This is a genomic window from Nonomuraea sp. NPDC049141 (assembly GCF_040648415.1).
In the GTDB taxonomy this organism is placed as follows: Bacteria; Actinomycetota; Actinomycetes; order Streptosporangiales; family Streptosporangiaceae; genus Nonomuraea.
In genome coordinates, this window is the sequence record NZ_JBEZDR010000010.1 from 220331 (window position 1) to 240318 (window position 19988).

Consider the following 19988-nt stretch of genomic DNA (forward strand, 5'->3'; position numbering starts at 1 on the left):
GTGGGCGCCCCATCGTTCAGATTTAAACTAGATAGTGGTGTGTTCGCATGAGGTTGCTCTCCGTGGCCGTCATCGCTTCACTCGTGCCCGGCCTGCCGTTACCGGCTCTGGCTCGTGCCGGCACCACCTACTACGTCGACTCGCGCGCGGGCGACGACGACGCGGCGGGCACCAGCGCCACCAAACCGTGGAAGTCGCTCGACAAGATCGGCGCGGCCGACCTCAAACCCGGCGACGCGGTCAGCGTCAAACGCGGCAGCAGATGGACCGGCTCGCTCACCCTCACCGCCAAGGGCACGGCGGCCAAACCCATCGTCATCCAGCCGTACGGGACCGGCCCCATGGCGAAGATCTCCGGCATGGACGGCAACTGCGTCGTCGTCAGCGGCGACCACTGGCGCATCAGCGGCCTGCGTGCCTCCGGCTGCCAGTGGGCGGGGTTCGAGCTGAGCGGCGACGGCAACGAGCTCGTCGGCGTGCAGGCCGACCACAACATCGCCGGCGTCCTGGTCACCCCCAGCGGATCCCGCAACGTCATCAGGGACAGCAGGCTCACGGCCAACACCCGGATGAGCGTGAACGACTCGGAGCCCGACAACGACTCCGGGGCGTTCGGCGTCCTGCTGAACGGTGACGACAACACGGTCACGGGCAACACCATCACCGGCAGCTACGCGCCGAGCGTCGACTACGGCTTCGACGGGGCGGCGGTCGAGATCTTCAACGGCGACCGCAACCTGATCACGCACAACATCGCCCGCGACAACGAGGCGTTCACCGAACTCGGCGCCCGCAAGGGGAGCACGGCCGCCGGGAACGTGTTCGCCTTCAACGTGGTCACCTCCTCACACAAGAATGGATCGTTCCTGGTCACCCGGGGTCCCGAGCACGTCGTCGGCCCGGTCACCGGCACCCTCGCGGTGCACAACTCGGTCTATCTGCCCGGACGGGTGACGCTCGGCTGGTCCTGCCACGGTGGCTGCTCCCCGTCGATACTCAAGCTGCGCAACAACGCGATCTCGGTCGGCGGCCAGGCCGGGTACGAGGACGGGAAGGGCGCCGACGACGCGGGCGGCGTGTACCTGGGGCGGACGTACGGGTTCAAACTGGGGCCCAAGTCGGTGAAGGCGGACCCCCGCTTCGTCTCCCGTACGGACCTCCACCTGCGGCCCGGCTCTCCGGCGCTGGGCCACGGGGTCCGGCTCGGCCCGGCGTGGTTCGGCCGGAGGTCGGCTGGCGCGGGCGTCGCCGGCCTGCCCGCCGCCCCGAACGCCGGCGCCTACCAGCGCTGAAACCCTTGCGTGATCGAAGGCCCGGGCCCCCGCCCGGGCCTTCGATTCTCATTTCTGCGCGTCGTGCTTGTCCTGCCAGATCTCCACGCCCGCGTCGTCGTAGCCGACGACCTGGAAGCCCTCGCGGTAGATGTCGCCGGTACGGTCATACGTCCCCGCGAACAGCTTGACGTCGAGGTTCCACGGGTCCGGCTGGGTGACGGCCGACACGGACCGGCCGTCGGCGAAGATCAGGGTGACCCGGGCGGTCTTCGCGCTGGCGAGGCCGAACCAGCGCTTGCCGTGGTCATGCAGCTCCACGGGGTACTTGTTGCCGCCGAGGTCGGTCATCAGGTGGCCGGGGCTGACGATATCCAGGCCGACAGCCTGTCCGTCCAGCTTCCAGAGCAGCGTCTCGCCCGGCACCTTGTAGAGATCCACGGAGAGACCCTCTGGCATCCGCACGGCAGGACCGATCGGCTCGGCCTCGGTCTCGGGGAAGAAGGCGGGTTTTCTGGTGGACCGTGATTTCGTCCGGCCCTCGGCGTCCGCGAACTCGAACGTCGTCACCGCCTTGCCCGCGGGTGCGGACACGGTCCAGATGCCCTGAGGAGCCCCCTTCGGGCGGTGAATCGTCCCGGTGACGCGGCCGCCACCCTTGATCACGGCGGTGACGCGGGCGACGTCGGCCGGCGCGGTTCCGTAGTACAGCACCACGCCCGTGGACGGGGCTGGGAACGACTCGGTCGAGCCCTGCTCAGTGGCCTTCCGGCCGTCGACCGGCTCGCCGCACCACTCCGTGCCCCCGCCTGCCCTGCTCTTGACGGCCAGGCAGAAGACAGTCCCCGACTTCCCCTTGGCGTACCAGAGGGACATGGGCCGATTCTCGGACGGGTTGTCGATCACCAAGCGGTCACCCAACGGGGTCAGGTCGTCTATCGCCCTCCGATGGCCGGCGCTGGGGTCGATGGTCCCGGTGGCGACACCGTCACCCTCCTGCCCGCCGGCGGTCGTCAGCGTGAGCGGCACGGCCACCGCGACGACGGCCACCGCCGCGACGAGTGCCTGCCTGCGCGTCCTGCGCCGGCGCGACCGCGCCACGACGTGGGTACGCAACTCGGAGGGCGCCTTCGGCGCGTGCTCGGCGGCATGGCCGAGTGTCGTCCGCAGGCGGGATTCCAACTGATCGGTCACAGGGAGCTCCCGTCGATCTCTGAGGGATGGGGTACGGCGGAACGGAGCTTGGCCAGGCCCAGCGACGCGTGGCTGCGCACGGTGCCCCGGGAGACGCCGAGCACGTCGGCGATCTCCGCGTCGGTCAGGTCCTCGTAGTAACGCAGCACGAGCACGGCTCGCTGCTTGCGGGGCAGGGCGCCGAGGGCCTGCCACAGGTCCTCTTCGATGCCGGAGGGCAGCACGTCGAGCTGGGCGGTCTCGGGCAGCGCCCAGTCGAGCCGCTCGCGTCTGCGCCGCCGCCAGACGCTGATGTGCAGCCTGGCCATGATCATCCTGGTGTAGCCCTCCGGGGCCTGCTTCTGGCGCACCCGTGGCCAGGCGCGATGCAGCCGGATCAGCGCCTCCTGGGTGAGGTCGGCCGCGTCGTGCGGGTTGCCGCTGAGCAGGTATCCGTAGCGCAGCAGGGCATCGGCCCGTTCCGCGACGAAGTCCTCGAAGCGGGATATTTCATGCAATGGCCTATGCCTTTCCTTGGTCCGTCACGAGATAGACGGACCAGGCGCCCGAACTGTTGAACGCGGCTCGGGCGTTACGGTGCGTGCGAGAATAGTGAAGAAACGTTTTCTCGGCCAGTTGCGGGAGCTTTGGACTGATGGCAGACGACGCGGCCGGGCGGCTCACGTACCGCAATCCCATCCTCAACGCCGACTGGCCCGATCCCGACGCCATCCGCGTCGGCGAGACGTACTACCTCGTCACATCGAGCTTCAACCGCGTGCCGGGACTGCCCATCCTGCGCTCGCCGGACCTGCTGCGCTGGGAGCTGATCGGCCGCGCGCTGCCCGCCGTGCCGCCGGCGGAGCGGTTCCTGGTGCCCCGGCACGGCGGCGGGGTGTGGGCGCCCTCCATCAGGCATCACGACGGCCTGTTCTGGATCTTCTACCCCGACCCTGACCAGGGTGTTCACGTGCTGACCGCGGCGGACCCCGCCGGGCCGTGGTCGGAGCCCCACTTCCTGCTCCCCGGGCCGGGCGTGATCGACCCGTGCCCGTTCTGGGACGACGACGGGCGCGCGTGGCTGGTGTTCGGATGGGCGAAGAGCCGCAGCGGCATCAGCAACCGGCTGTCGCTGGTGGAGATGACGCCCGACGCTCGCGAGATCATCGGCACGCCTGTCACCGTGATCGAGGGGGACGACCTGCCCGGCTACTCGACGCTGGAGGGGCCCAAGGTCTACAAGCGCGATGGCTGGTACTGGATCTTCGCTCCCGCCGGTGGTGTCGCCACCGGCTGGCAGTCGGTGTTCCGGTCACGGTCGCTGGCGGGGCCGTACGAGGATCGCATTGTCCTGGAACAGGGTGACACGCCGGTCAACGGGCCGCATCAGGGGGCGTGGGTGACCTCGCCGGAGGGCGAGGACTGGTTCCTGCACTTCCAGGACCGTGGGGTGTTCGGGCGGGTGGTCCACCTGCAGCCGATGTACTGGGGGGACGACGGGTGGCCGGTGATGGGGGAGAACGGGCGTCCGGTCCTGGAGCACTTGGCGCCGGCGCGCGCATCGGAGCCTCAGCCGGGGGATCTCGTGGAGCCGCGGCGGGACGACGATTTCCGTGCGGAGGAGCTCGGGCCGCAGTGGTACTGGCAGGCGAATCCGGTGCCTGGCGTGCTACGCCTGGACGGCGACGGTCGCGCGAGGCTGCGTGCGGTGCCGAACGACCGGGGCAATCTGCGGGACCTGCCACAGGTGCTCGGTCAGCAGTTGCCTGGGGTGGCGGCGCAGTTCACCACCACCCTCCGGCTGGCGGCGGATGATCCGGGGACCAGGGCTGGAGTGGTCGTGCTCGGCGCCTGTTACGCGTACGTGGGGCTGGTTCGCGATGGCGACGGGGTCAGTGTCGAGGTGCGGACGTACGAGGCGGGTGACGAGGGTGAGATGACGCGGTTCAGCGCGCGGCTGCCCGATGAGGCCGCGACCGTCGGGCTGCGGATCGCCTCCGATGACGACGGGATCTGCGCGTTGCAATTCCGCCACTGTGCCGACGCCGACGCCGACGCCGACGGTAGTGGTGGTGGCGTCGGCGGTGCTGGTGACAGTGCCGGCGACGGCTGGGTCACTGGCTTCGAGGGGTTCCGGGCAGAGCAGGGGCGCTGGATCTCGGCGGAGCTCGGCCTGTTCGCCACCGCCCCACCCGGATCGGCGGGCGAGGGCACGGCCGTTTTCGGCCCGGTGACCATCCACCCCCGCTGAAGAGCACTCTCCACAAGCAGGCTCCACGCGTCAGGAGGCGGGAGCGGGCCCGGTGCTGCCGCGGATCTCGATGCGCGGGCGGAAGCTGAGGTCGTGATCCGGCCGCTCGCCGTTGAGCAGCGCGTGCAGCCGCTTCCACGCCTCCTCGCCCAGCTCGACGACCGGAACCGACGCGGTGGTCAGCGCTGGCGTCATGTACTTCGCGAAGGGGATGTCGTCGAACCCGGTCAGTGACAGCTGCTCCGGTACGCGTACGCCGCGCTCGTTCAACCCGCTGAGCAGGCCCATCGCCACAAGGTCGTTGAATCCGAGCACCCCGGTCGCCCCCGAAGCGATCACCGCGTCCGCCACGGCGTGCCCGTGCTCGAACGTGACGCCGCACGGGATGCCGATCACGTCGGCGTCGGGATGCTCGGCACGGAACCGGGTGAGCCCGCTGAGCCGTTGGGCGTTGGACGCGCTGTCGGGATTGCCCTCCAGGTAGGCGATCCGGCGGTGGCCGAGCTGGTGCAGATGCCGGGCGAGTGACTGGATGCCCGCCTCGTAGTCGGCGGTGAGGGTCGGCGCCAGGACGTACGGGCTCTCGCGGTTGATCAGCACGACCGGCGCCAGCTCGGGCAGCAAGGCCCTGAGCTGGTCCTCCGGCATCCTGGGCGCACAGAGCGCGATCGCGTCGCAGCAGCGGCGTGCCTCAGAAGCCAAGGTGCTCTCCTCGCCGGCCGTTTCCAGCGAGTCGGCCACCAGTACGTGGTAGTTGTCCTTGGCGGCGGCACGGGTCAGGCCGCGCAGCACGCTCTGGAAGGTCGGATTCTCCAGGTCCGGCACCATGATGGCGACCCGCTGGGTGCGACCCAGCACGAGCGAACGCGCCAGCGGGCTGGCCGAGTAGCGCAGCTCGGCCGCCACGGCGCGGACTCGCCCGGCGATCGCCGGGTCCACGTGGTGGTTGCCGTTCATCACCCGGGACACCGTCGAGATGGAGACTCCGGCCTGTTTCGCGACCTCGATAATGGTCACCGGCCGGCCGCTCGCGCTCCTGGCCATGCGCCAACCTTCTTCGGGCAACTCGCTGGAAGCGAAGGGAGAAAACCTTTTCCAACAGGGTATCCGCAGCCAGGGCGGTTCTGTCGCCGCATCCTGATCATTGTCCGTCCGCGCCTGGGGGCCTGGCGTCATGCATGATTTCCGGATGACGAGGATCGAGACGCCATGGGGGCCTTGGGAGGCTGCGCCGCTTGGCGAGGTCGTCGGGCTGATGCGGGGGCTGGCGGTGCCGTGGTGGGTGGCCGGTGGGTACGCGATCGAGCTGGCCGTGGGCCACGCGTATCGCGAGCATGGGGACGTGGACATCGCGCTGCTGCGCCGGGACCAGCTCGCGATGCGGCGGCTGCTGGACGGCTGGGACGTCCACGCCGCGGTCGTGCCCCAGACGCTGCGGCCATGGGCGCTGGAGGAGGTGCTGCCCGAGCAGGCGCACGACATCTGGGTACGCGAGCATCCGGACGGGCCATGGCGGTTCCAGCTCATGCTGGACGAGGCCGAGGGAGAGGAATGGACGTACCGGCGTAACCCTCGGATCCGGCGCCCGCTGGCCGGGCTGACCGTGGAGGAGGACGGTTTCCGCCGGCTTGCCCCCGAGGTGCAACTGCTCTACAAGGCCAAGGGCCCACGGCCGAAGGACGAGGCCGATTTCGAGGCGGTCCTCCCGGTGCTGAGCGACGAGCAGCGGCGCTGGTTGGAGGGGGCGCTGGAGATCGAGCACCCTACACATCCCTGGCGTGCGCGCCTGCGCCAGTGACGGTCAGCCTCGGGTGAGAACGGCGCGGGCGGCCGCGCCAGTGACGCTCAGCCTCGGGCGAGGACGGCGCGGGCGGCTGCGAGCTGTTGATCCTTGGTCGCCTGCAGCGCCTGGAACTCGGCAGGGTGTGCGCTGATGGCAGCGTCCTGGATGCGTTTCTCCGCGGCGGACCAAATGGAGACGAGGCCGGTCTTCACCTTGCACCGTACGTCCGCCTGTGCCGCCCGGATCTCATCCGGGGAAGCGGGGCCCTCCTTCATCCACCGCTCGTCTGTGATGGCGGCGAGCGGAGCGGCGTACTGCCAGCCTTGCTCCCGCATGCACGTACTCCAGGCCCGGAAGACCTGGACGACCTTGGGATCCTGCTGGGACTGGTTGAAGGTCTCCGAGATGAGCCTGTTGAACAGGGCCTCGTCGACCTGCGGAGTGCCCTGCTCGAGGTGGGCCCGCGCCTGCCCCAGGCAGCCGTCCTTCTCGGCGGACGCGGCCCGCTGTTCCTTCGCCGACAGGCTACGCGCACGGCTGTCGCGTGCGGCAGCGCGCTGGGCCACCGTGGGGCGGTCCGGAGGGGTGTGATAGCCGAAGAGGCGGGCTATCTCCGGTTCGACGACGCCGTAGCGGCGGCGGTTCTGCGGCTCCAGGTCCTCCGCCGCGCTCGGCGGCAGCTCCTTCCACGCCATGCCCCGTTGCCGCATGCAGTCGCCGACGAGGAGCTCCTCGGCGCGATCAAGGGTGCTGATGTCCGACGCGGAGAAGTTGTACCGGTCGAAGGGGATCGAGAGCTCGCGCGCCTCCACCCCCGGCGGCGGCACCGAAACCTGCGGCTCCGTCGCCGCCGCCGTCGAACAGGCGGCTGTCGCCGCGGTCAGGAGGACCCCGACCGCTCCCCACAGCCGAACAGACACTCTGATTCCCCCGGATCGGTCGACTTCGGGCTTACGGATGGACGTACTTGATGGAGCTGGTCTTGTTGTCGAACCCGTTGTTCGTCAGGTCGCCGTCCGAGGAACTCGGCTTGGCCGCGTAGCCGTACGCGCCGGAGCAGTTGGCGGAGTCGTAGAACTGCACCCTGGCCGCGGTGTTGTTCCACATGGAGCTCGCCGCGTTCTTCACCTTGAGCGCTTTGTAACACAGGTTCCAGCCCTCGAACATGAAGTTCTCTTCTGCGCCCTTGAACTTGTCGTGCTCGTACAGGCATAAGTCCAGCTCGCAGGGGCCCGACGCCCGGCTCGTCTCGGCCTGCGCGGTGGAGCCGACTCCCACCAGGCTGACCAGGACCAGCGCCACCATTCCGACGCTGCGCACCGTCGCTCGCTTCATGGACACCTCATTCTCGTGGCACCGAAATTGTTAAGATCATAGTCAGGTCCGGGCAATCCAGCGGTCAGCCGTGTGGATCCCGTCGGCGGGCCGACTTGACGCGATGTGCCTGGCGATCAGGACGTCAGGCGATCGCCTCCAGCCCCGCGACGATGCCGCCGGTCAGCAGGCCGACGACCGGGATCAACGGGCTGCCCTTGAGCGCCGCCACGGCGTGGAACCGCAGGTCCCGGTACTCCCGCATGTCCTCGGTGCCTGGTAGCACCAGCAGGCGGGGGCGCAGTCCGGCGAAGACGATCCAGTCGAGGACCACCAGGTCGTACAGGGACAGGGTGAGGAACATGAGCGCGCCCGCCACGGCAGCCGGACCGAAGCCCAGGTCGGTGCCGAGGTCCGCGCGCAGGCGCATCATCGCCGCGACCGTCAGGGGTACGCAGCACACTCCCCAGAAGAGCACTCCCACCCAGACCGCCACCCGGCGGCCGCGCGCGCTCTTGGGCTTGGCGTAACGCTCCTGGATGGCCGGGGGGTAGTCGTTCAGCAGGAAGTCGCGGCTGGCGAACGCCCCGGCGAAGATCGCAATGGTGAAGAGCACGCTCATCACCAGGCCGAACCCCACCCCGTATCCGACGACCAAGCACCACCGCATGGCGTTTCCTCCTTAGTAAGGGTCGGCTAAGTGTGATGGGGGAGCCGCCTTAAAGTCAACGGTGTGTGAAGTTCAAGGGATCCGGCTAGCATGGCCCGGTGCCCGCCCGCCGCCGACGCCCCGAAGCTCGCCTGGGCCGGCCGACGCTGACCAGGGAACGGATCGCCCGCGCCGCGCTACGCGTGCTCGGCCGGGCCGGTCCCACGGAGCTGACCATGCGCAACGTCGCCGCCGACCTCCAGGTCTCGCCGCGCGCGCTGTACAACTACGTGAGCGACCGCGACGACCTGCTGCGCGAGGTGATGGCGATCTGCCACGCCGACCGTCCCGAACCGCGCCTGGATCCGGGGCGGTGGCGTGAGAGCCTGCGTCAGTACTGCCTCGACCTGCGCTCCTGGTACCGAGCCCACCCCGGCCTGCTGGCGCTCGCCCACGCCGAGAACCTCACCCACCTGGCCGCCCCTGGCCTGCTCGACGCGGACGACGCGCTGGTGGGCTTCTTCCTCGAACTCGGGCTGAGCCCCCAGAACGCCTACCGCGCCTGGACGATCACCGTGCTCCAGGTGGCCGGCTTCGCCGAGATCTGGGACACCTGGCACGATCGCCCGCCCGCCGGGCTGGTCCCCGCCGCCGTGCCACTTGTTCCTCCACTACCACCCACGGACCGGCCCACCGACCGGCCGGGTGTCGAGGCCGCGCGTACCGACGAGTCGCCCGCTACGGAGCCGCGCGTGGGGGGATCGTCTGCGGAGAAGTCGAATGCCGAGAGGCTGGGCGGCGGAAGGCCGGACGTGGGTGGTCTGGCCGCCGAAAGCCACCCGCACCTGCGGCGGATCAGTGAGGAGGTCACGGTGGAGCCGCCGGACGTGCTGTTCGAGTCGATGGTGACGATGCTGTTGGCCGGTATCGAGGCCGCCCTTCTCCGTCCGGCCCGGAAGGCCGACGCTCCACTCTGACGTCGGTCAGCCGCCCCGGTGTCAGACAGTCCGTCTGGGGGCGCAGGTCAGTTGCCGGTGTAGCAGCTGATCTCCATGCCGTCCTCGACCGGAAAGGCGACGCTGACGTACCCGTTCGCCGGTTCGCGAACGTAGTCCAGGTAGTCGGCCATGGTGGGAAAGGTGATGTCGTCGGCCACCACCAGCGCACCTGGCGACAGCCGGGGCTCCAGCAATCGGAGGACCGGCAGGCACAGCTCCTTCCACCCGTCCAGTAGCACCAGGCCGATCGGCCCCGGTACGTCGGCGAGGGTGTCCAGGGCGTCGCCGGCCAGGACCGTCACCAGGCCGCCGAGCCCGGCCTCATCCAGGTTGGCCCGCGCGGCGGTGATCTTGGTCGCGCTCATCTCGGTGCTGAACACCTGGCCCGTGCCGTTGTCCGCGACCGCGGCGGCCAGATAGAGGGTGGAGATCCCGTACGAGGTGCCGAACTCCACGACGGTCTCCGGCCGACCGGCCCGGACCAGCGCGTAGAGCAGGTCGCCACCCCGCGCGGAGATCGGCAGGTAGTGGGCCGCCAGCGCGTCGGCGCGCTCCTGCGCGGTGGCGGTCGCCAAGGAGCCGCCGGGGATGGGTCCGTGCGGCGTGTCGTCATCGCGATCCGCCGCGGCGAACAGCCGGTCGAGCACGGTACGGACCAGCGGAGAGTGCAAAGTGTTGGACATGACCCAAAGACTAGACTGACCGTTGCGTCTTGTCTAGCAGAGGGGAGTGTGGTCGTACGATCGGGAATGTGGAGAAGCGTGAGCTGGGCAGGACAGGCAGGCAGGTCGGCGTGGTCGGCCTCGGGGCGTGGCAGTTGGGCGCCGACTGGGGTGAGGTCGGGGAGGACGAGGCGCTGGCGACGCTGCACGGCGCCGTCGACGCCGGGGTGACGTTCATCGACACCGCCGACGTGTACGGCGACGGGCGCAGCGAGCGCATCGTCGGTCAGCTGATCAAGGAACGGCCCGGCCTGACGGTGGCCACCAAGATGGGCCGCCGGGTGCCGCAGGAGGTGTCGGCCTACACCCTGGACAACTTCCGGGCCTGGAACGACCGGTCCCGGAAGAATCTCGGCGTGGACACCCTCGACCTGGTGCAGCTCCACTGCCCGCCGACTCCCGTCTATGCGAACCAGGCGGTCTACGACGCGCTCGACACCATGGTCGAGGAGGGCAGGATCGCCGCCTACGGCGTGAGCGTGGAGACCTGCGCGGAGGCGCTGACCGCGATCGCGCGGCCGAACGTCGCCAGCGTGCAGATCATCCTCAACGCCTTCCGGCTGAAGCCGCTGGAGGAGGTGCTGCCGGCGGCGATCAAGGCCGGGGTCGGGATCATCGCCCGCGTTCCGCTGGCCAGCGGGCTGCTGTCAGGCCGGTACGACGAGCACACCCGCTTCGCCGATGACGACCACCGCGCGTACAACCGGCACGGGGAGGCGTTCGACGTCGGCGAGACGTTCTCGGGGGTCGACTACGGCACCGGGCTGCGGGCCGTGGCGAGGCTCAAGCCGCTGGTGCCGGAGGGGATGACGACCGCCCAGTTCGCGCTGCGGTGGATCATCGACCAGCCGGGGGTCAGCGTGGTGATCCCGGGGGCCCGCGACGCGCGCCAGGCCGCCGCCAACGCCGCCGCGGCCGGGCTCCCCGCACTCACGGAGGAGACCCGGGTGGCGGTCACCGCCGTCTACGACGAGCTGATCCGCCCTCAGGTCCACCACCGCTGGTAACGAACCACCGCTCTCCGGAGGCCACCACCGCCCGGGTTACTGCTGGCCGGGCCTGCGGGCCGGGGTGGGGGTGGGGCCGGCTGTGCCGCCGGTGAAGCGGCCCGGCCGGAAGGTCGCCAGCAGCGCCGACTCCTCGCCGAACACCTCGCCCGACACCTCCTCCATCAGCAGCGGTGCCAGCGTGACCCCGCTGTGCGTGGCCACCGTGTAAACCCGCCGCGCCGCGTCCGCGAACCCGGCCACGGCCAGCCCGTCACCAGGCATCGCCCGCTGACCGACGACCGCGCGCTCCACCGTCGCGCCCTCGGTCGCGCGCAGCACCTTGGGAAGCAACCCCATGATCTCGTCCAGGACCTCGCCCGGCACGGCGGCCGCCGGGTCCGCCCGGCCGTCCAGGTGCAGGGACTGCAGCAGCACCCGGCCGCCGCCGTCGGGCCGCAGGTTGAGCCCGGCGGTGGTGAGCACCCGGGACAGCCGGGCGGGCAGCGGCGCGGTGGTGACCAGGAACCCGTTGGTGACCTTGCCGGACACCACCGGATCCAGCATCGGGATGTCGATCCCGGCCAGCGCCGCGACCCCCTGCGTCCAGCGCCCGGCACAGGTGACGACCACGTCACAGGCGAAGGTACGCCCGTCGGCCAGCGTCACCTTCGCGCCCGCCGCCGTCGTGTCGATGGCGGTGACCTCGGCCCCGCACTCCACCGTGGCCCCCCGGTCCCGCGCCTCGCCGAGCAGCCGCCCGAGCAGCCGCGTCGCCAGGACGTAGGCCTCGCCGGGGAAGAACACGTACTCGGTGCCGGCGGGCGGCGGCACCAGGTCGGGCTCCAGGGCCAGCGCCCGCCCGGCGGTCACCCGCTCGACCGGGTAGCCCATGCCGATCAGCCGCCGCACGCGCTGTTCGAGCAGCTCGCGATGGTCGCCACCCACCGCGTACTCGAGGTTGCCCGTCGGGAAGAACCAGTCGCCCGAGCCGCCCGCGAGCTGGTGGTGCGCCCACACGGCGGCGTGGTTCAGGTCGAAGTACTCCTTGGGCGTCTTGTTGTTGGCGTTGATCCACGCCACCGACGTGGAGGTCGTACCGGATCCCGGTGTACGTGCCTCCAGGACGGTGACCTGCGCGCCGCGCCGGGTGAGCCCGGCCGCGATCGCGGATCCGACCACCCCCGCACCGATGACGACGACTCGCACATTGACTCCTCTCGGTTGGGGACGGCTCAGCGGTTCTGTTCGGCGTCGGCGCCGAACAGCCGGGCCACGCCGACGAAGCGTTCGATCACGACGACCGCGACCGCGGCGAACAGCACCATGAGCGTGCCGATGGCCGTGACCGTGGGGTCGTAGTCGTACTGCATGTAGTTGAAGATCCGGACGGGCAGCGTCTGCAGGTCGGTGGTGACCACGAACAGGGCCACGGTGAGGTCGTCGAAGGAGGTGATGAAGGCGAAGAACGCGCCGCCGATCAGTGCCCCTCGTACGGCCGGCAACGTCACGTGCCAGAACACCAGGAACGGCGCCGCGCCCAGTCCGGCGGCGGCCTTCTCGGCCGAACGGTCCAGGCCCGCGAGCCCGGCGAGCACGAGCCGCACCGTGTAGGGGACCGTGAGCACCAGGTGGGCGAGCAGCAGGGTGAACGCGCTGGAGGCCAGCAGCCCGGCCCGCACGGCCTGGGCCTGCGGTCCGTCGTCGATCAGCGCGACGTCGATCTGCGGGGCGTTCTGCTGGGCCTTGAGCTTGGCCACCGTGTCGGTGGAGCTGCCGGCGATGTAGGAGACCTTGCAGCCACAGGTCTTCTCGAAGCCGGGGATCACCGACTGCTTGAACGCCTCCTCGTACGAACCGCCGTAGCCGGCCACGACCAGGGTGCCGGGGGCGGCGGACGGGACGGGGGCGCCGCAGGCGGTGAGGCCGAGGGTTCCGGCCAGGCCGACGGCGGCCAGGGAGCTGCGTGTCATGAAAACCTCCGGGAGGGGGCGAGATGGTCGATCTCGCGCGCCGTTGCGCCGGTTTCGACCAGGTCGGCGATGATGTCGCCGAAGACGGGGGCGAGCTTGAAGCCGTGCCCGCTGAACGCGGTGGCGAGCACGGTACGGCCGGTGGCGCCGTACCGGCCGAGCAGCCCGTGCCCGTCCGGCGTGAACGCCTCGCAGAACGTGGCGATGCGCACCGGATCGGGGCGCAGGCCGGGCAGCGTCCCGGCCACCGCGGCGGCGACCTGCGAGACGTAGGAGACGGGGACGGTACGGCTCAGCGACTCGGGTGAGCCGATCGGCTCCCACGGCACGTGCAGGTTGACCTTGACGCCGACGCCGTCGACCGAGGGGAAGCAGGAGTAGGCGGGTTCGCCGACCCGGATGGCGATCGGACACCGGTCCGGGGCGAACAGGGTCTCGTCGCGGCGCGGGAACCAGGTCGAGGTGATGGCCTTGGTGGTGAGCCGTCCGGCCACCGGTTCGGGGAGCAGGCCGGGCGCCCAGGGGCCAGGGGCGAGCACGGCGTGGGTGAAGCGGTGCTCGCCGTCCTCGGCCATGACCGTCACGCCGTCGGTGTCGGGTCGTATCTCGTGAACGGGTGTGTAGCGGGCGATCCGCGCACCGGCGCGCTCGGCGGCGGACGCGGCGGCGACGACCGGCGGAACGTTCCAGCTCGGCCCACAGCTCGCGGGCCTCGCGCAGCAGCGGGACGTAGGCCGGGCCCTCCTTGTAGGCGGTGCGGAAGGTCCGTGACTCGCCTCCGGCGGCGCCGCGGTCGTGGCCCGCGAAGGCATCGAACCCGACCGCGTGGATGCCGCGTCCGGCGAGCCGCCACAGGGCCATCGAACCGACGGTGCCGGTGCCGATGACGGCGACAGAGGTCATGAGCACTCCGATCCTGGGCATGGCGAAGCCCACGTATGGGGCTTGTAGGGGGGCGGAAAGGTCAGCTGTGGTCGGTGGCCCCGCGCAGGTCGGTCTCCACGTAGAAGCGCTCGGAACCGGTCGGAACGATCATTTCGAGGAGCTCGGCGATATCTCCCTTGCGGGTCCAGGTCTCGCGCAGCCACCGGAAGACGGGCGTGCCCGGGGCGAGGCCGAAGAGCGCGGCCTGGTCGTCGCCGAGCACGTACGGCTCCACGTACATCCGGGCCCGCACCAGCTCGACACCGCGGTCACGCAGGTAGGCGTGGGTGGTGAGGGGCTCCAGCGGCTGGTCGAGCAGGTCGGGCGCCAGCCGGAAGGGCAGCACGTGCAGCTCGGTGTTGAGCACGTGACCGTCCGCGCCCAGCTTGTGGCGCTCCATCTGGATGACGGCCTCCGCGTCCGGGACGCCGGGCAGCCGCAGGCGCGCTCCCTCGGCGGGGAGCACCTGAGCTGAGATGACCTGATGATCCCCGTGCGGCTCTGGGCCCTGGATCAGCAGGCCGGTGAAGCGCAGAAGGTTGTGCTGGCCGATGGCCTGGGCGACGAAGCTGCCGCGCCGACGGAACCGGACGATGAGCCCGGCGTCGGCGAGGTCCCGCAGGGCCCGCTGCACCGTGATGCGCGAGACCTCGAACTCCTCGCAGAGCTCGACCTCCGTGGGGATCCGGGTCCCGGGCCCCCACTGGCCGCCACGGATGCGATCTTCCAGCGCCTTGCGGATCCGCACGTGGAGGAGAAGCTCGCGTCCTGACATGCCAAAATACTGGTTGTCGCCATAAGTTATGTCAATAGACGATTAGACATAACTTTTCGGACGGTTGGCGTGTGCGCCGCAGGACACACAGGAAGCGTGCCCGGTACCGAAGGGCACCGGGCACGCGAGGAAGAGCTGCCGTCAGCCTGTACGGAGGGTCAGTCCGTACGTGCTGAGGATCTCGTTGACCGGCTGGAAGTAGGTCGTCCCGCCGCTGGTGCAGTTGCCGGAGCCGCCGGAGGTGACGCCCTGGGCCTGGCTGCCGGAGATGAACGGGCCGCCGGAGTCGCCGGGCTCGGCGCACACGTTCGTGCGGGTGAGGCCGGTGACGGTGCCCTGCGAGTACCTCACGGTGGCGTTGAGCTGCTGAACGGTCCCGCAGTGCCAGCCGGTGGTCGAACCGGAGCGGCAGATGGAGGAGCCGACGCCGGCCGCGGTGGAGCCGCGGACGGTGACGTTCGCGCCGCCGGAGCCGCGTACGTACGGCGTGGCGGTGTTACCGGGAGCCGCGACCCAGGAGTAGTCGTTGCCCGGGAACGAGTAGCCCTGGAAGGTGCCCGTCGGGTTGGTGGTGTTGGCGGCGACCCGGCAGTGCCCGGCGGAGACGAAGCCGGGGGTGGTGCCGCGGGTGATGGCGAAGCCGACGCTGCACCGGCTGGAGCCGATGTAGTAGGGCGCGCCGCCGATGATGTTGATGAAGGTCTGCGGCTGCTCGCTGGAGACGGTCACGCGGACCGCGTTCCGGTCGACGCCGGCGGCGGTGGCGAGCGTGTCACCGGCCGCCTGCTGGCCGGCGACGATGACGACGCTGTTGGTGGTCACGTCGATGTACCACAGGGACGCGCCGGCCTTGGCCTGGTCCGATGCCCGGTCGAGCTGGTCCTTGACCGCGGTGAGCTGGGCCAGCGTCCGCGTGACGAGTACGGGTTGCGCGCCCTTCGCCTCGATGGCGGCGGTGGTGGCGGGGTCGGTGGTGGCGACCAGGAGCTTGGAGGCGTCGCCGTTCAGCCAGGCTCCGCCGAAGGCGGCGCCGAGCGAGGAGGTCAGGGCGGCTTCGGTGGCGGCCGCGCGCTGCTCGTTCGCCAGGCGGGTGACGACCTGCTGCTCGGACAGGCCGAGGTCACGTTCCAGGGAGTCGATCACGGACGGCGGGGTCGAATCCGAGGGGACGGGAGAGGGCGAGGCCGCCGCGGCGGGGGTCAGGGGGGTGGTGGCCAGGCAGGCTGCCACGATGGTGGCGCCTAAGAGAGGCCAGCGCTTACTCCGCATGAGCACTCCTTTGTGGGGGTGCTTGTCAAGCTAGCGGTTGCTAGGGATTGGCATAGATGGCAAACGACCCCTATCACGGTGATATGGCCCCGGTTGACGTTGGTCAGCCGCCCAGGCCGCGGATGATGAGGTCGATCGCCGTTTCGAAGGTCCGGTCGGCCTCCGCGGAGTCCTGGCCCTGCCCGATGTGCCCGGTCGACTCGGCGAACACCAGGCCGGTCACGAACCCGTACAGCACATCCGCCGTCCGTCGCAGCTCGCTGTCCGGCACCCCCACCGTCACCAGGATCGAGAACAGCACGTCCCACAGCCCGCCCGTCCGGCTGGCGATGATCTCCGGATGCGAGTGGACGTAGCGCCACATGTTCGGGTGGTCGCGCGACAGCGAGCGGTAGGCGTGCGCCAGCAGGCGTACCCGTTCCCGCCAGGGGAGATCCTCCCCCGGCAACTCCATACGGAGCCCCTGCGAGGCGCAGATCTGCGAGATCAGCGCCGTCTTGCTCTCGACGTGGTGGTACAGCGACATGGGATTGACGTCCAGCTCCGCGGCCAGTTTGCGCATGGACAGCCCTTCCACGCCGACCTCGTCCACCAGGCGCAACGCCGTGTTGTAGATCTCCTCGGGGGTCAGCGGGGTACCCCTGCGCGCGCTCACTGCCATACACCGTATGGTAGCGTCAGCCATACGGTGTATGGCTACCCAACGGGAGTACGCAATGAGAGAGATCCCCGCCCCACGAGGGCTCCCGGTCTTCGGCAACGCGCTCCAGATCCCCTCGCATTCGCCCATCGCCTACTTCGAGCAGGTCGCACGGGCACATCCGGAGGGCATCTTCCAGCTCGACCTGCTCGGCCGCCGGATCGTGGTGATCCACGATCCGGACCTGGTGGCCGAGGCGTGTGACGAGACGCGGTTCCGCAAGGAGATCAACCCGCCCCTGTCGATCGTCCGCGACTTCGCGGGTGACGGGCTGTTCACCGCCCGGCCGGACGAGCCCGTCTGGGGCCATGCGCACCGGATCCTGATGCCGGCCTTCAGCCAGCGCTCGATGAAGGCGTACTACCCGCAGATGCTGGAGGTCGCCGAGCAGCTCGTCGAGTCCTGGGCGGGACGGCCGGGGCAGGATCTGCCGGTGGCCGACGACATGACCCGGCTCACCCTCGACACGATCTCGCTGACCGGGTTCGGCTACCGGTTCGACTCCTTCGACTCACCGGAGCTGCACCCGTTCCTGACCGCGATGGGCGGCGCGCTGACCGAGGCGATGCTGCGCAACCAGCAGCTCCCCGTCGTCACCAAGCTCAGGCGCAAGCAGGAGGCCGGCTACCGGGCCGACATCGAGCTGATGCGCGAGCTGGTCGACGACGTGATCAGGCGGCGCCGCGCGGAGGGCGGCGCGGCCACGAAGGACCTGCTCGGCCTGATGCTGGAGGCGTCCGACCCGCAGACCGGCGCCCGGCTGTCCGACGAGAACATCCGCAACCAGGTCCTCACCTTCCTGATCGCCGGGCACGAGACCACCAGCGGCCTGCTCTCCTTCGCGCTGTACAACCTGCTGCGCGACCCCCACACCCTCGCCCTGGCCTATGACGAGGTCGACCGGCTGCTGCCGGGCGACGAGCCGCCGACCTACGAGACGGTCATGAAGCTGGACGTGATCTCCCGGATCCTGGAGGAGACGCTGCGCTCCTGGTCCCCGATCCCGGCCATCAGCGTGAACGCCATCGAGGACACCACCCTGGGAGGCGAGTACGAGGTGCCGGCGGGCACGCCGGTCGTCATCCTGCTGCCGTCGCTGCACCGCAACCCGAAGGCGTGGGAGCGCCCCGACGAGTTCGACATCGACCGCTGGCTGCCCGAGAACAAGCGCCACCACCACCCCGCCGCCTACAAGCCGTTCGGCAACGGCGAGCGGGCCTGCATCGGCCGCCAGTTCGCGCTCACCGAGGCCAGGCTGGCGCTGGCGATGATCCTGCGCCGCTTCGCCGTCTCCGACCCCGCCGTCTACAAGATGAAGATCAAGCAGACGCTCACGCTGAAGCCCGACGGGTTCACCGTCCGGGTCCGCGAGCGCCGGCCCCACGAGCGCGCCGCCGTGCTCGAACAGCCGGTCGAGACGGCCGAGCAGCAGGACATCGCCGTCACCGGCGTCGCGCTCACCATCGCCTACGGCTCCAACCTGGGCACCTGCGCCGACATCGCCGAACGGCTGGCCGAGCGCGCCGGGCGGGCCGGCTTCGCGACCACGCTGACCACCCTCGACGAGCTCGACCCGCCCAGTGACGGGCTGCTCCTGGTGGTCGCCTCCTCCTACAACGGCAAGGCGCCGGACAACGCCCAGCGCTTCGACGCGCTGGAGGAGCTGCCCGACCTGTCGGGTGTACGGCTGGCGCTGCTGGGCTGCGGCAACACCCAGTGGCCCACGTACCAGGACTTCCCGCGCCGCGCCTTCGCCAAGCTGACGGCGGCCGGTGCCGTGCCGCTGATCGAGCGGGGCGAGGCCGACGCCGACGGCGACTTCGACGGCGACGTGTCGGCGTGGACCGCCAAGCTGTGGGCGGCGACGGCGGAGGAGTACAGCGCGTCGGCCGCCGACGCGGGGCCGCGCTACCAGATGGAGGTGCTCAGCGAGGCCGAGGTGCGGCCCTCGGTCGTCTCCGCGCGGGCGTTCCCGCTGACCGTGGTGTCCAACGAGGAGCTGACCGGCGACCCGGCCGGGCTGTGGGACTTCTCGCTGGAGGCGCCGCGTCCCGGCGTCCGGTCGATCGTGGCCAGGCTGCCCGAGGGCGTGACCTACTCGGCGGGCGACCACGTGGCCGCCTTCGCCAAGAACGACCCGGAGCTGGTGGAGTGGGCGCTGCGCTGCCTGCGCGTCCCCCGCGAGCAGGTGGTACGGCTGCGCACCAGCGGAGCCACGCACCTGCCCGTGGACACGCCGGTGACGGCCGGGCTGCTGCTGACCGAGTTCGCCGAGCTCCAGGAGGTGGCCACCAGGTCGGACCTTGCGGCCCTGGCCGCCCACACCTCGTGCCCGTGGACGCGCGGCCAGCTCGACGCGCTGACCGCCGACTACGCCGACGAGATCCTGGCCAAGCGGGTCTCGCCCCTGGCGCTGCTCGACCGCTTCCCGGCGATCGAGCTGCCGCTGCCGGTCTTCCTGGAGATGGCCGGGCCGATCAGGCCGCGCTACTACTCCGTCTCCTCCTCGCCGCTGGCCGACCCCGGGCTGGTCAGGATCACCGTCGGGCTGGTGGAGGGGCCCGCCTGGTCGGGCAGCGGCGAGTACCGCGGGATGTGCTCGGCCTACCTGGCCGGGCTGGCTCCCGGAGAGACCTTCTACGGCTACATCCGGGTGCCCGCGCCGCCGTTCCGGCTGCCCGAGGACCCCGCCACGCCGGTGGTCCTCGTCGGTCCCGGCACCGGGTTCGCGCCGCTGCGGGGGTTCCTGGAGGAGCGGGCGCTGACCGGGGCCACCGGGCGGGCCGAGGTGTTCGCCGGGTGCCGCCATCCCGCGCACGACTGGCTCTACCGGGCCGAGGTGGAGGACTGGGCGGCGGCTGACGGGGTGCACGTGACCATGGCCTACTCGGCGGTGGCCGGGCATCCGTACCGGTTCGTGCAGGACGCGGTCGCCGCGCGGGCGGACGAGGTGTGGGAACTGCTGGAGGCGGGCGCGCACGTGTACGTCTGCGGCGACGGGCTGCGCATGGCACCCGCGGTGCGGCGGGCGTTGCTCGCGATCCACCGGGACAAGACCGGCGCGGACGGAGCGGGATGGCTGGCGGCTCTCGAGGAGCAGGGCCGTTATCAGCAGGACGTGTTCGCCTGATCTCCACGCTCTTGGGCGCCGCCTGCGCAAAGCCGCAGGTGGCGCTGGGCGAACCTTTATCGTCAATGCC

Annotated in this window: 19 protein-coding genes; 6 read left to right on the forward strand and 13 right to left on the reverse strand. The window is 70.5% G+C overall.

All coding sequences use genetic code 11. The features are described from left to right. Positions 1-47 precede the first annotated feature (47 nt). On the forward strand, positions 48-1292 hold the full coding sequence (locus AB0B91_RS30135; RefSeq protein ID WP_358326675.1) for a right-handed parallel beta-helix repeat-containing protein: 1245 nt from the start codon (positions 48-50) through the stop codon (positions 1290-1292). Between the two features lie 48 nt (positions 1293-1340). On the opposite strand, the gene AB0B91_RS30140 is transcribed toward AB0B91_RS30135, so the two are convergent. Together AB0B91_RS30140 and AB0B91_RS30145 are read right to left on the reverse strand one after the other, a co-directional pair. Further along, a complete protein-coding gene (locus AB0B91_RS30140) occupies positions 1341-2465 on the reverse strand; it encodes a hypothetical protein (RefSeq protein ID WP_358326677.1) in 1125 nt (374 codons plus the stop codon). Continuing rightward, positions 2462-2962, reverse strand: coding sequence for a SigE family RNA polymerase sigma factor (locus tag AB0B91_RS30145; protein ID WP_358326679.1), 501 nt, complete (start codon positions 2960-2962; stop codon positions 2462-2464). The genes AB0B91_RS30140 and AB0B91_RS30145 overlap by 4 nt, the downstream gene beginning before the upstream one ends. A gap of 137 nt (positions 2963-3099) precedes the next feature. On the opposite strand from AB0B91_RS30145, the gene AB0B91_RS30150 reads away from it, so the two are divergent. Further along, positions 3100-4695 (forward strand): family 43 glycosylhydrolase, encoded by a 1596-nt coding sequence (locus tag AB0B91_RS30150; protein WP_358326682.1) that lies wholly within the window; start codon positions 3100-3102, stop codon positions 4693-4695. Between the two features lie 30 nt (positions 4696-4725). Here AB0B91_RS30150 and AB0B91_RS30155 read toward each other — a convergent pair whose 3' ends face one another. Continuing rightward, positions 4726-5739, reverse strand: a complete 1014-nt coding sequence (locus tag AB0B91_RS30155; RefSeq protein ID WP_358326685.1) for a LacI family DNA-binding transcriptional regulator — start codon at positions 5737-5739, stop codon at positions 4726-4728. Between the two features lie 145 nt (positions 5740-5884). On the opposite strand from AB0B91_RS30155, the gene AB0B91_RS30160 reads away from it, so the two are divergent. Further along, complete coding sequence (locus AB0B91_RS30160) at positions 5885-6493, forward strand: amino acid transporter (RefSeq protein WP_358326688.1); 609 nt, start codon at positions 5885-5887, stop codon at positions 6491-6493. Between the two features lie 47 nt (positions 6494-6540). Here the strand turns inward: AB0B91_RS30160 and AB0B91_RS30165 are convergent, their stop codons facing one another. The 3 genes from AB0B91_RS30165 to AB0B91_RS30175 all read right to left on the reverse strand — a co-directional run bounded on the left by AB0B91_RS30165 (position 6541) and on the right by AB0B91_RS30175 (position 8462). Next, positions 6541-7398 carry a hypothetical protein gene (locus AB0B91_RS30165; RefSeq protein ID WP_358326691.1) on the reverse strand — a complete coding sequence of 286 codons (858 nt, stop codon included), beginning with the start codon at positions 7396-7398 and terminating at the stop codon, positions 6541-6543. 31 nt (positions 7399-7429) lie between these two features. Further along, positions 7430-7813: a peptidase inhibitor family I36 protein gene (locus AB0B91_RS30170; protein WP_358326694.1), complete on the reverse strand. Its 384-nt coding sequence runs from the start codon at positions 7811-7813 to the stop codon at positions 7430-7432. 124 nt (positions 7814-7937) lie between these two features. Next, entirely contained in the window at positions 7938-8462 is a 525-nt protein-coding gene (locus AB0B91_RS30175) for a hypothetical protein (RefSeq protein ID WP_358326697.1), read from the reverse strand. Between the two features lie 98 nt (positions 8463-8560). Between AB0B91_RS30175 and AB0B91_RS30180 the strand changes: the two genes are divergently transcribed. Next, positions 8561-9418: a TetR/AcrR family transcriptional regulator gene (locus AB0B91_RS30180; protein ID WP_358326699.1), complete on the forward strand. Its 858-nt coding sequence runs from the start codon at positions 8561-8563 to the stop codon at positions 9416-9418. Between the two features lie 47 nt (positions 9419-9465). Here the strand turns inward: AB0B91_RS30180 and AB0B91_RS30185 are convergent, their stop codons facing one another. Continuing rightward, positions 9466-10122 carry a class I SAM-dependent methyltransferase gene (locus AB0B91_RS30185; protein WP_358326702.1) on the reverse strand — a complete coding sequence of 219 codons (657 nt, stop codon included), beginning with the start codon at positions 10120-10122 and terminating at the stop codon, positions 9466-9468. Positions 10123-10190: 68 nt separating this feature from the next. Between AB0B91_RS30185 and AB0B91_RS30190 the strand changes: the two genes are divergently transcribed. Further along, positions 10191-11168 carry an aldo/keto reductase gene (locus AB0B91_RS30190; protein WP_358326705.1) on the forward strand — a complete coding sequence of 326 codons (978 nt, stop codon included), beginning with the start codon at positions 10191-10193 and terminating at the stop codon, positions 11166-11168. 36 nt (positions 11169-11204) lie between these two features. On the opposite strand, the gene AB0B91_RS30195 is transcribed toward AB0B91_RS30190, so the two are convergent. The 6 genes from AB0B91_RS30195 to AB0B91_RS30220 form a co-directional block, all read right to left on the reverse strand. Then, the gene (locus AB0B91_RS30195; protein WP_358326707.1) at positions 11205-12356 is read right to left on the reverse strand and encodes an FAD-binding oxidoreductase; all 1152 of its coding nucleotides are present in this window, start codon (positions 12354-12356) and stop codon (positions 11205-11207) included. 26 nt (positions 12357-12382) lie between these two features. Beyond that, complete coding sequence (locus AB0B91_RS30200; RefSeq protein ID WP_358326709.1) at positions 12383-13120, reverse strand: ABC transporter permease subunit; 738 nt, start codon at positions 13118-13120, stop codon at positions 12383-12385. Continuing rightward, positions 13117-13932, reverse strand: a complete 816-nt coding sequence (locus AB0B91_RS30205) for an FAD-dependent oxidoreductase (RefSeq protein WP_358326712.1) — start codon at positions 13930-13932, stop codon at positions 13117-13119. Before AB0B91_RS30205 ends, AB0B91_RS30200 begins: the two co-directional genes overlap by 4 nt. 152 nt (positions 13933-14084) lie before the next feature. After that, positions 14085-14819, reverse strand: coding sequence for a GntR family transcriptional regulator (locus AB0B91_RS30210; protein ID WP_358326715.1), 735 nt, complete (start codon positions 14817-14819; stop codon positions 14085-14087). Positions 14820-14960: 141 nt separating this feature from the next. Continuing rightward, complete coding sequence (locus AB0B91_RS30215; RefSeq protein WP_358326717.1) at positions 14961-16088, reverse strand: S1 family peptidase; 1128 nt, start codon at positions 16086-16088, stop codon at positions 14961-14963. Positions 16089-16191: 103 nt separating this feature from the next. Beyond that, entirely contained in the window at positions 16192-16749 is a 558-nt protein-coding gene (locus AB0B91_RS30220) for a TetR/AcrR family transcriptional regulator C-terminal domain-containing protein (RefSeq protein WP_358326719.1), read from the reverse strand. A gap of 55 nt (positions 16750-16804) precedes the next feature. On the opposite strand from AB0B91_RS30220, the gene AB0B91_RS30225 reads away from it, so the two are divergent. Next, entirely contained in the window at positions 16805-19918 is a 3114-nt protein-coding gene (locus tag AB0B91_RS30225) for a cytochrome P450 (protein ID WP_358326722.1), read from the forward strand. Positions 19919-19988 lie beyond the last annotated feature (70 nt).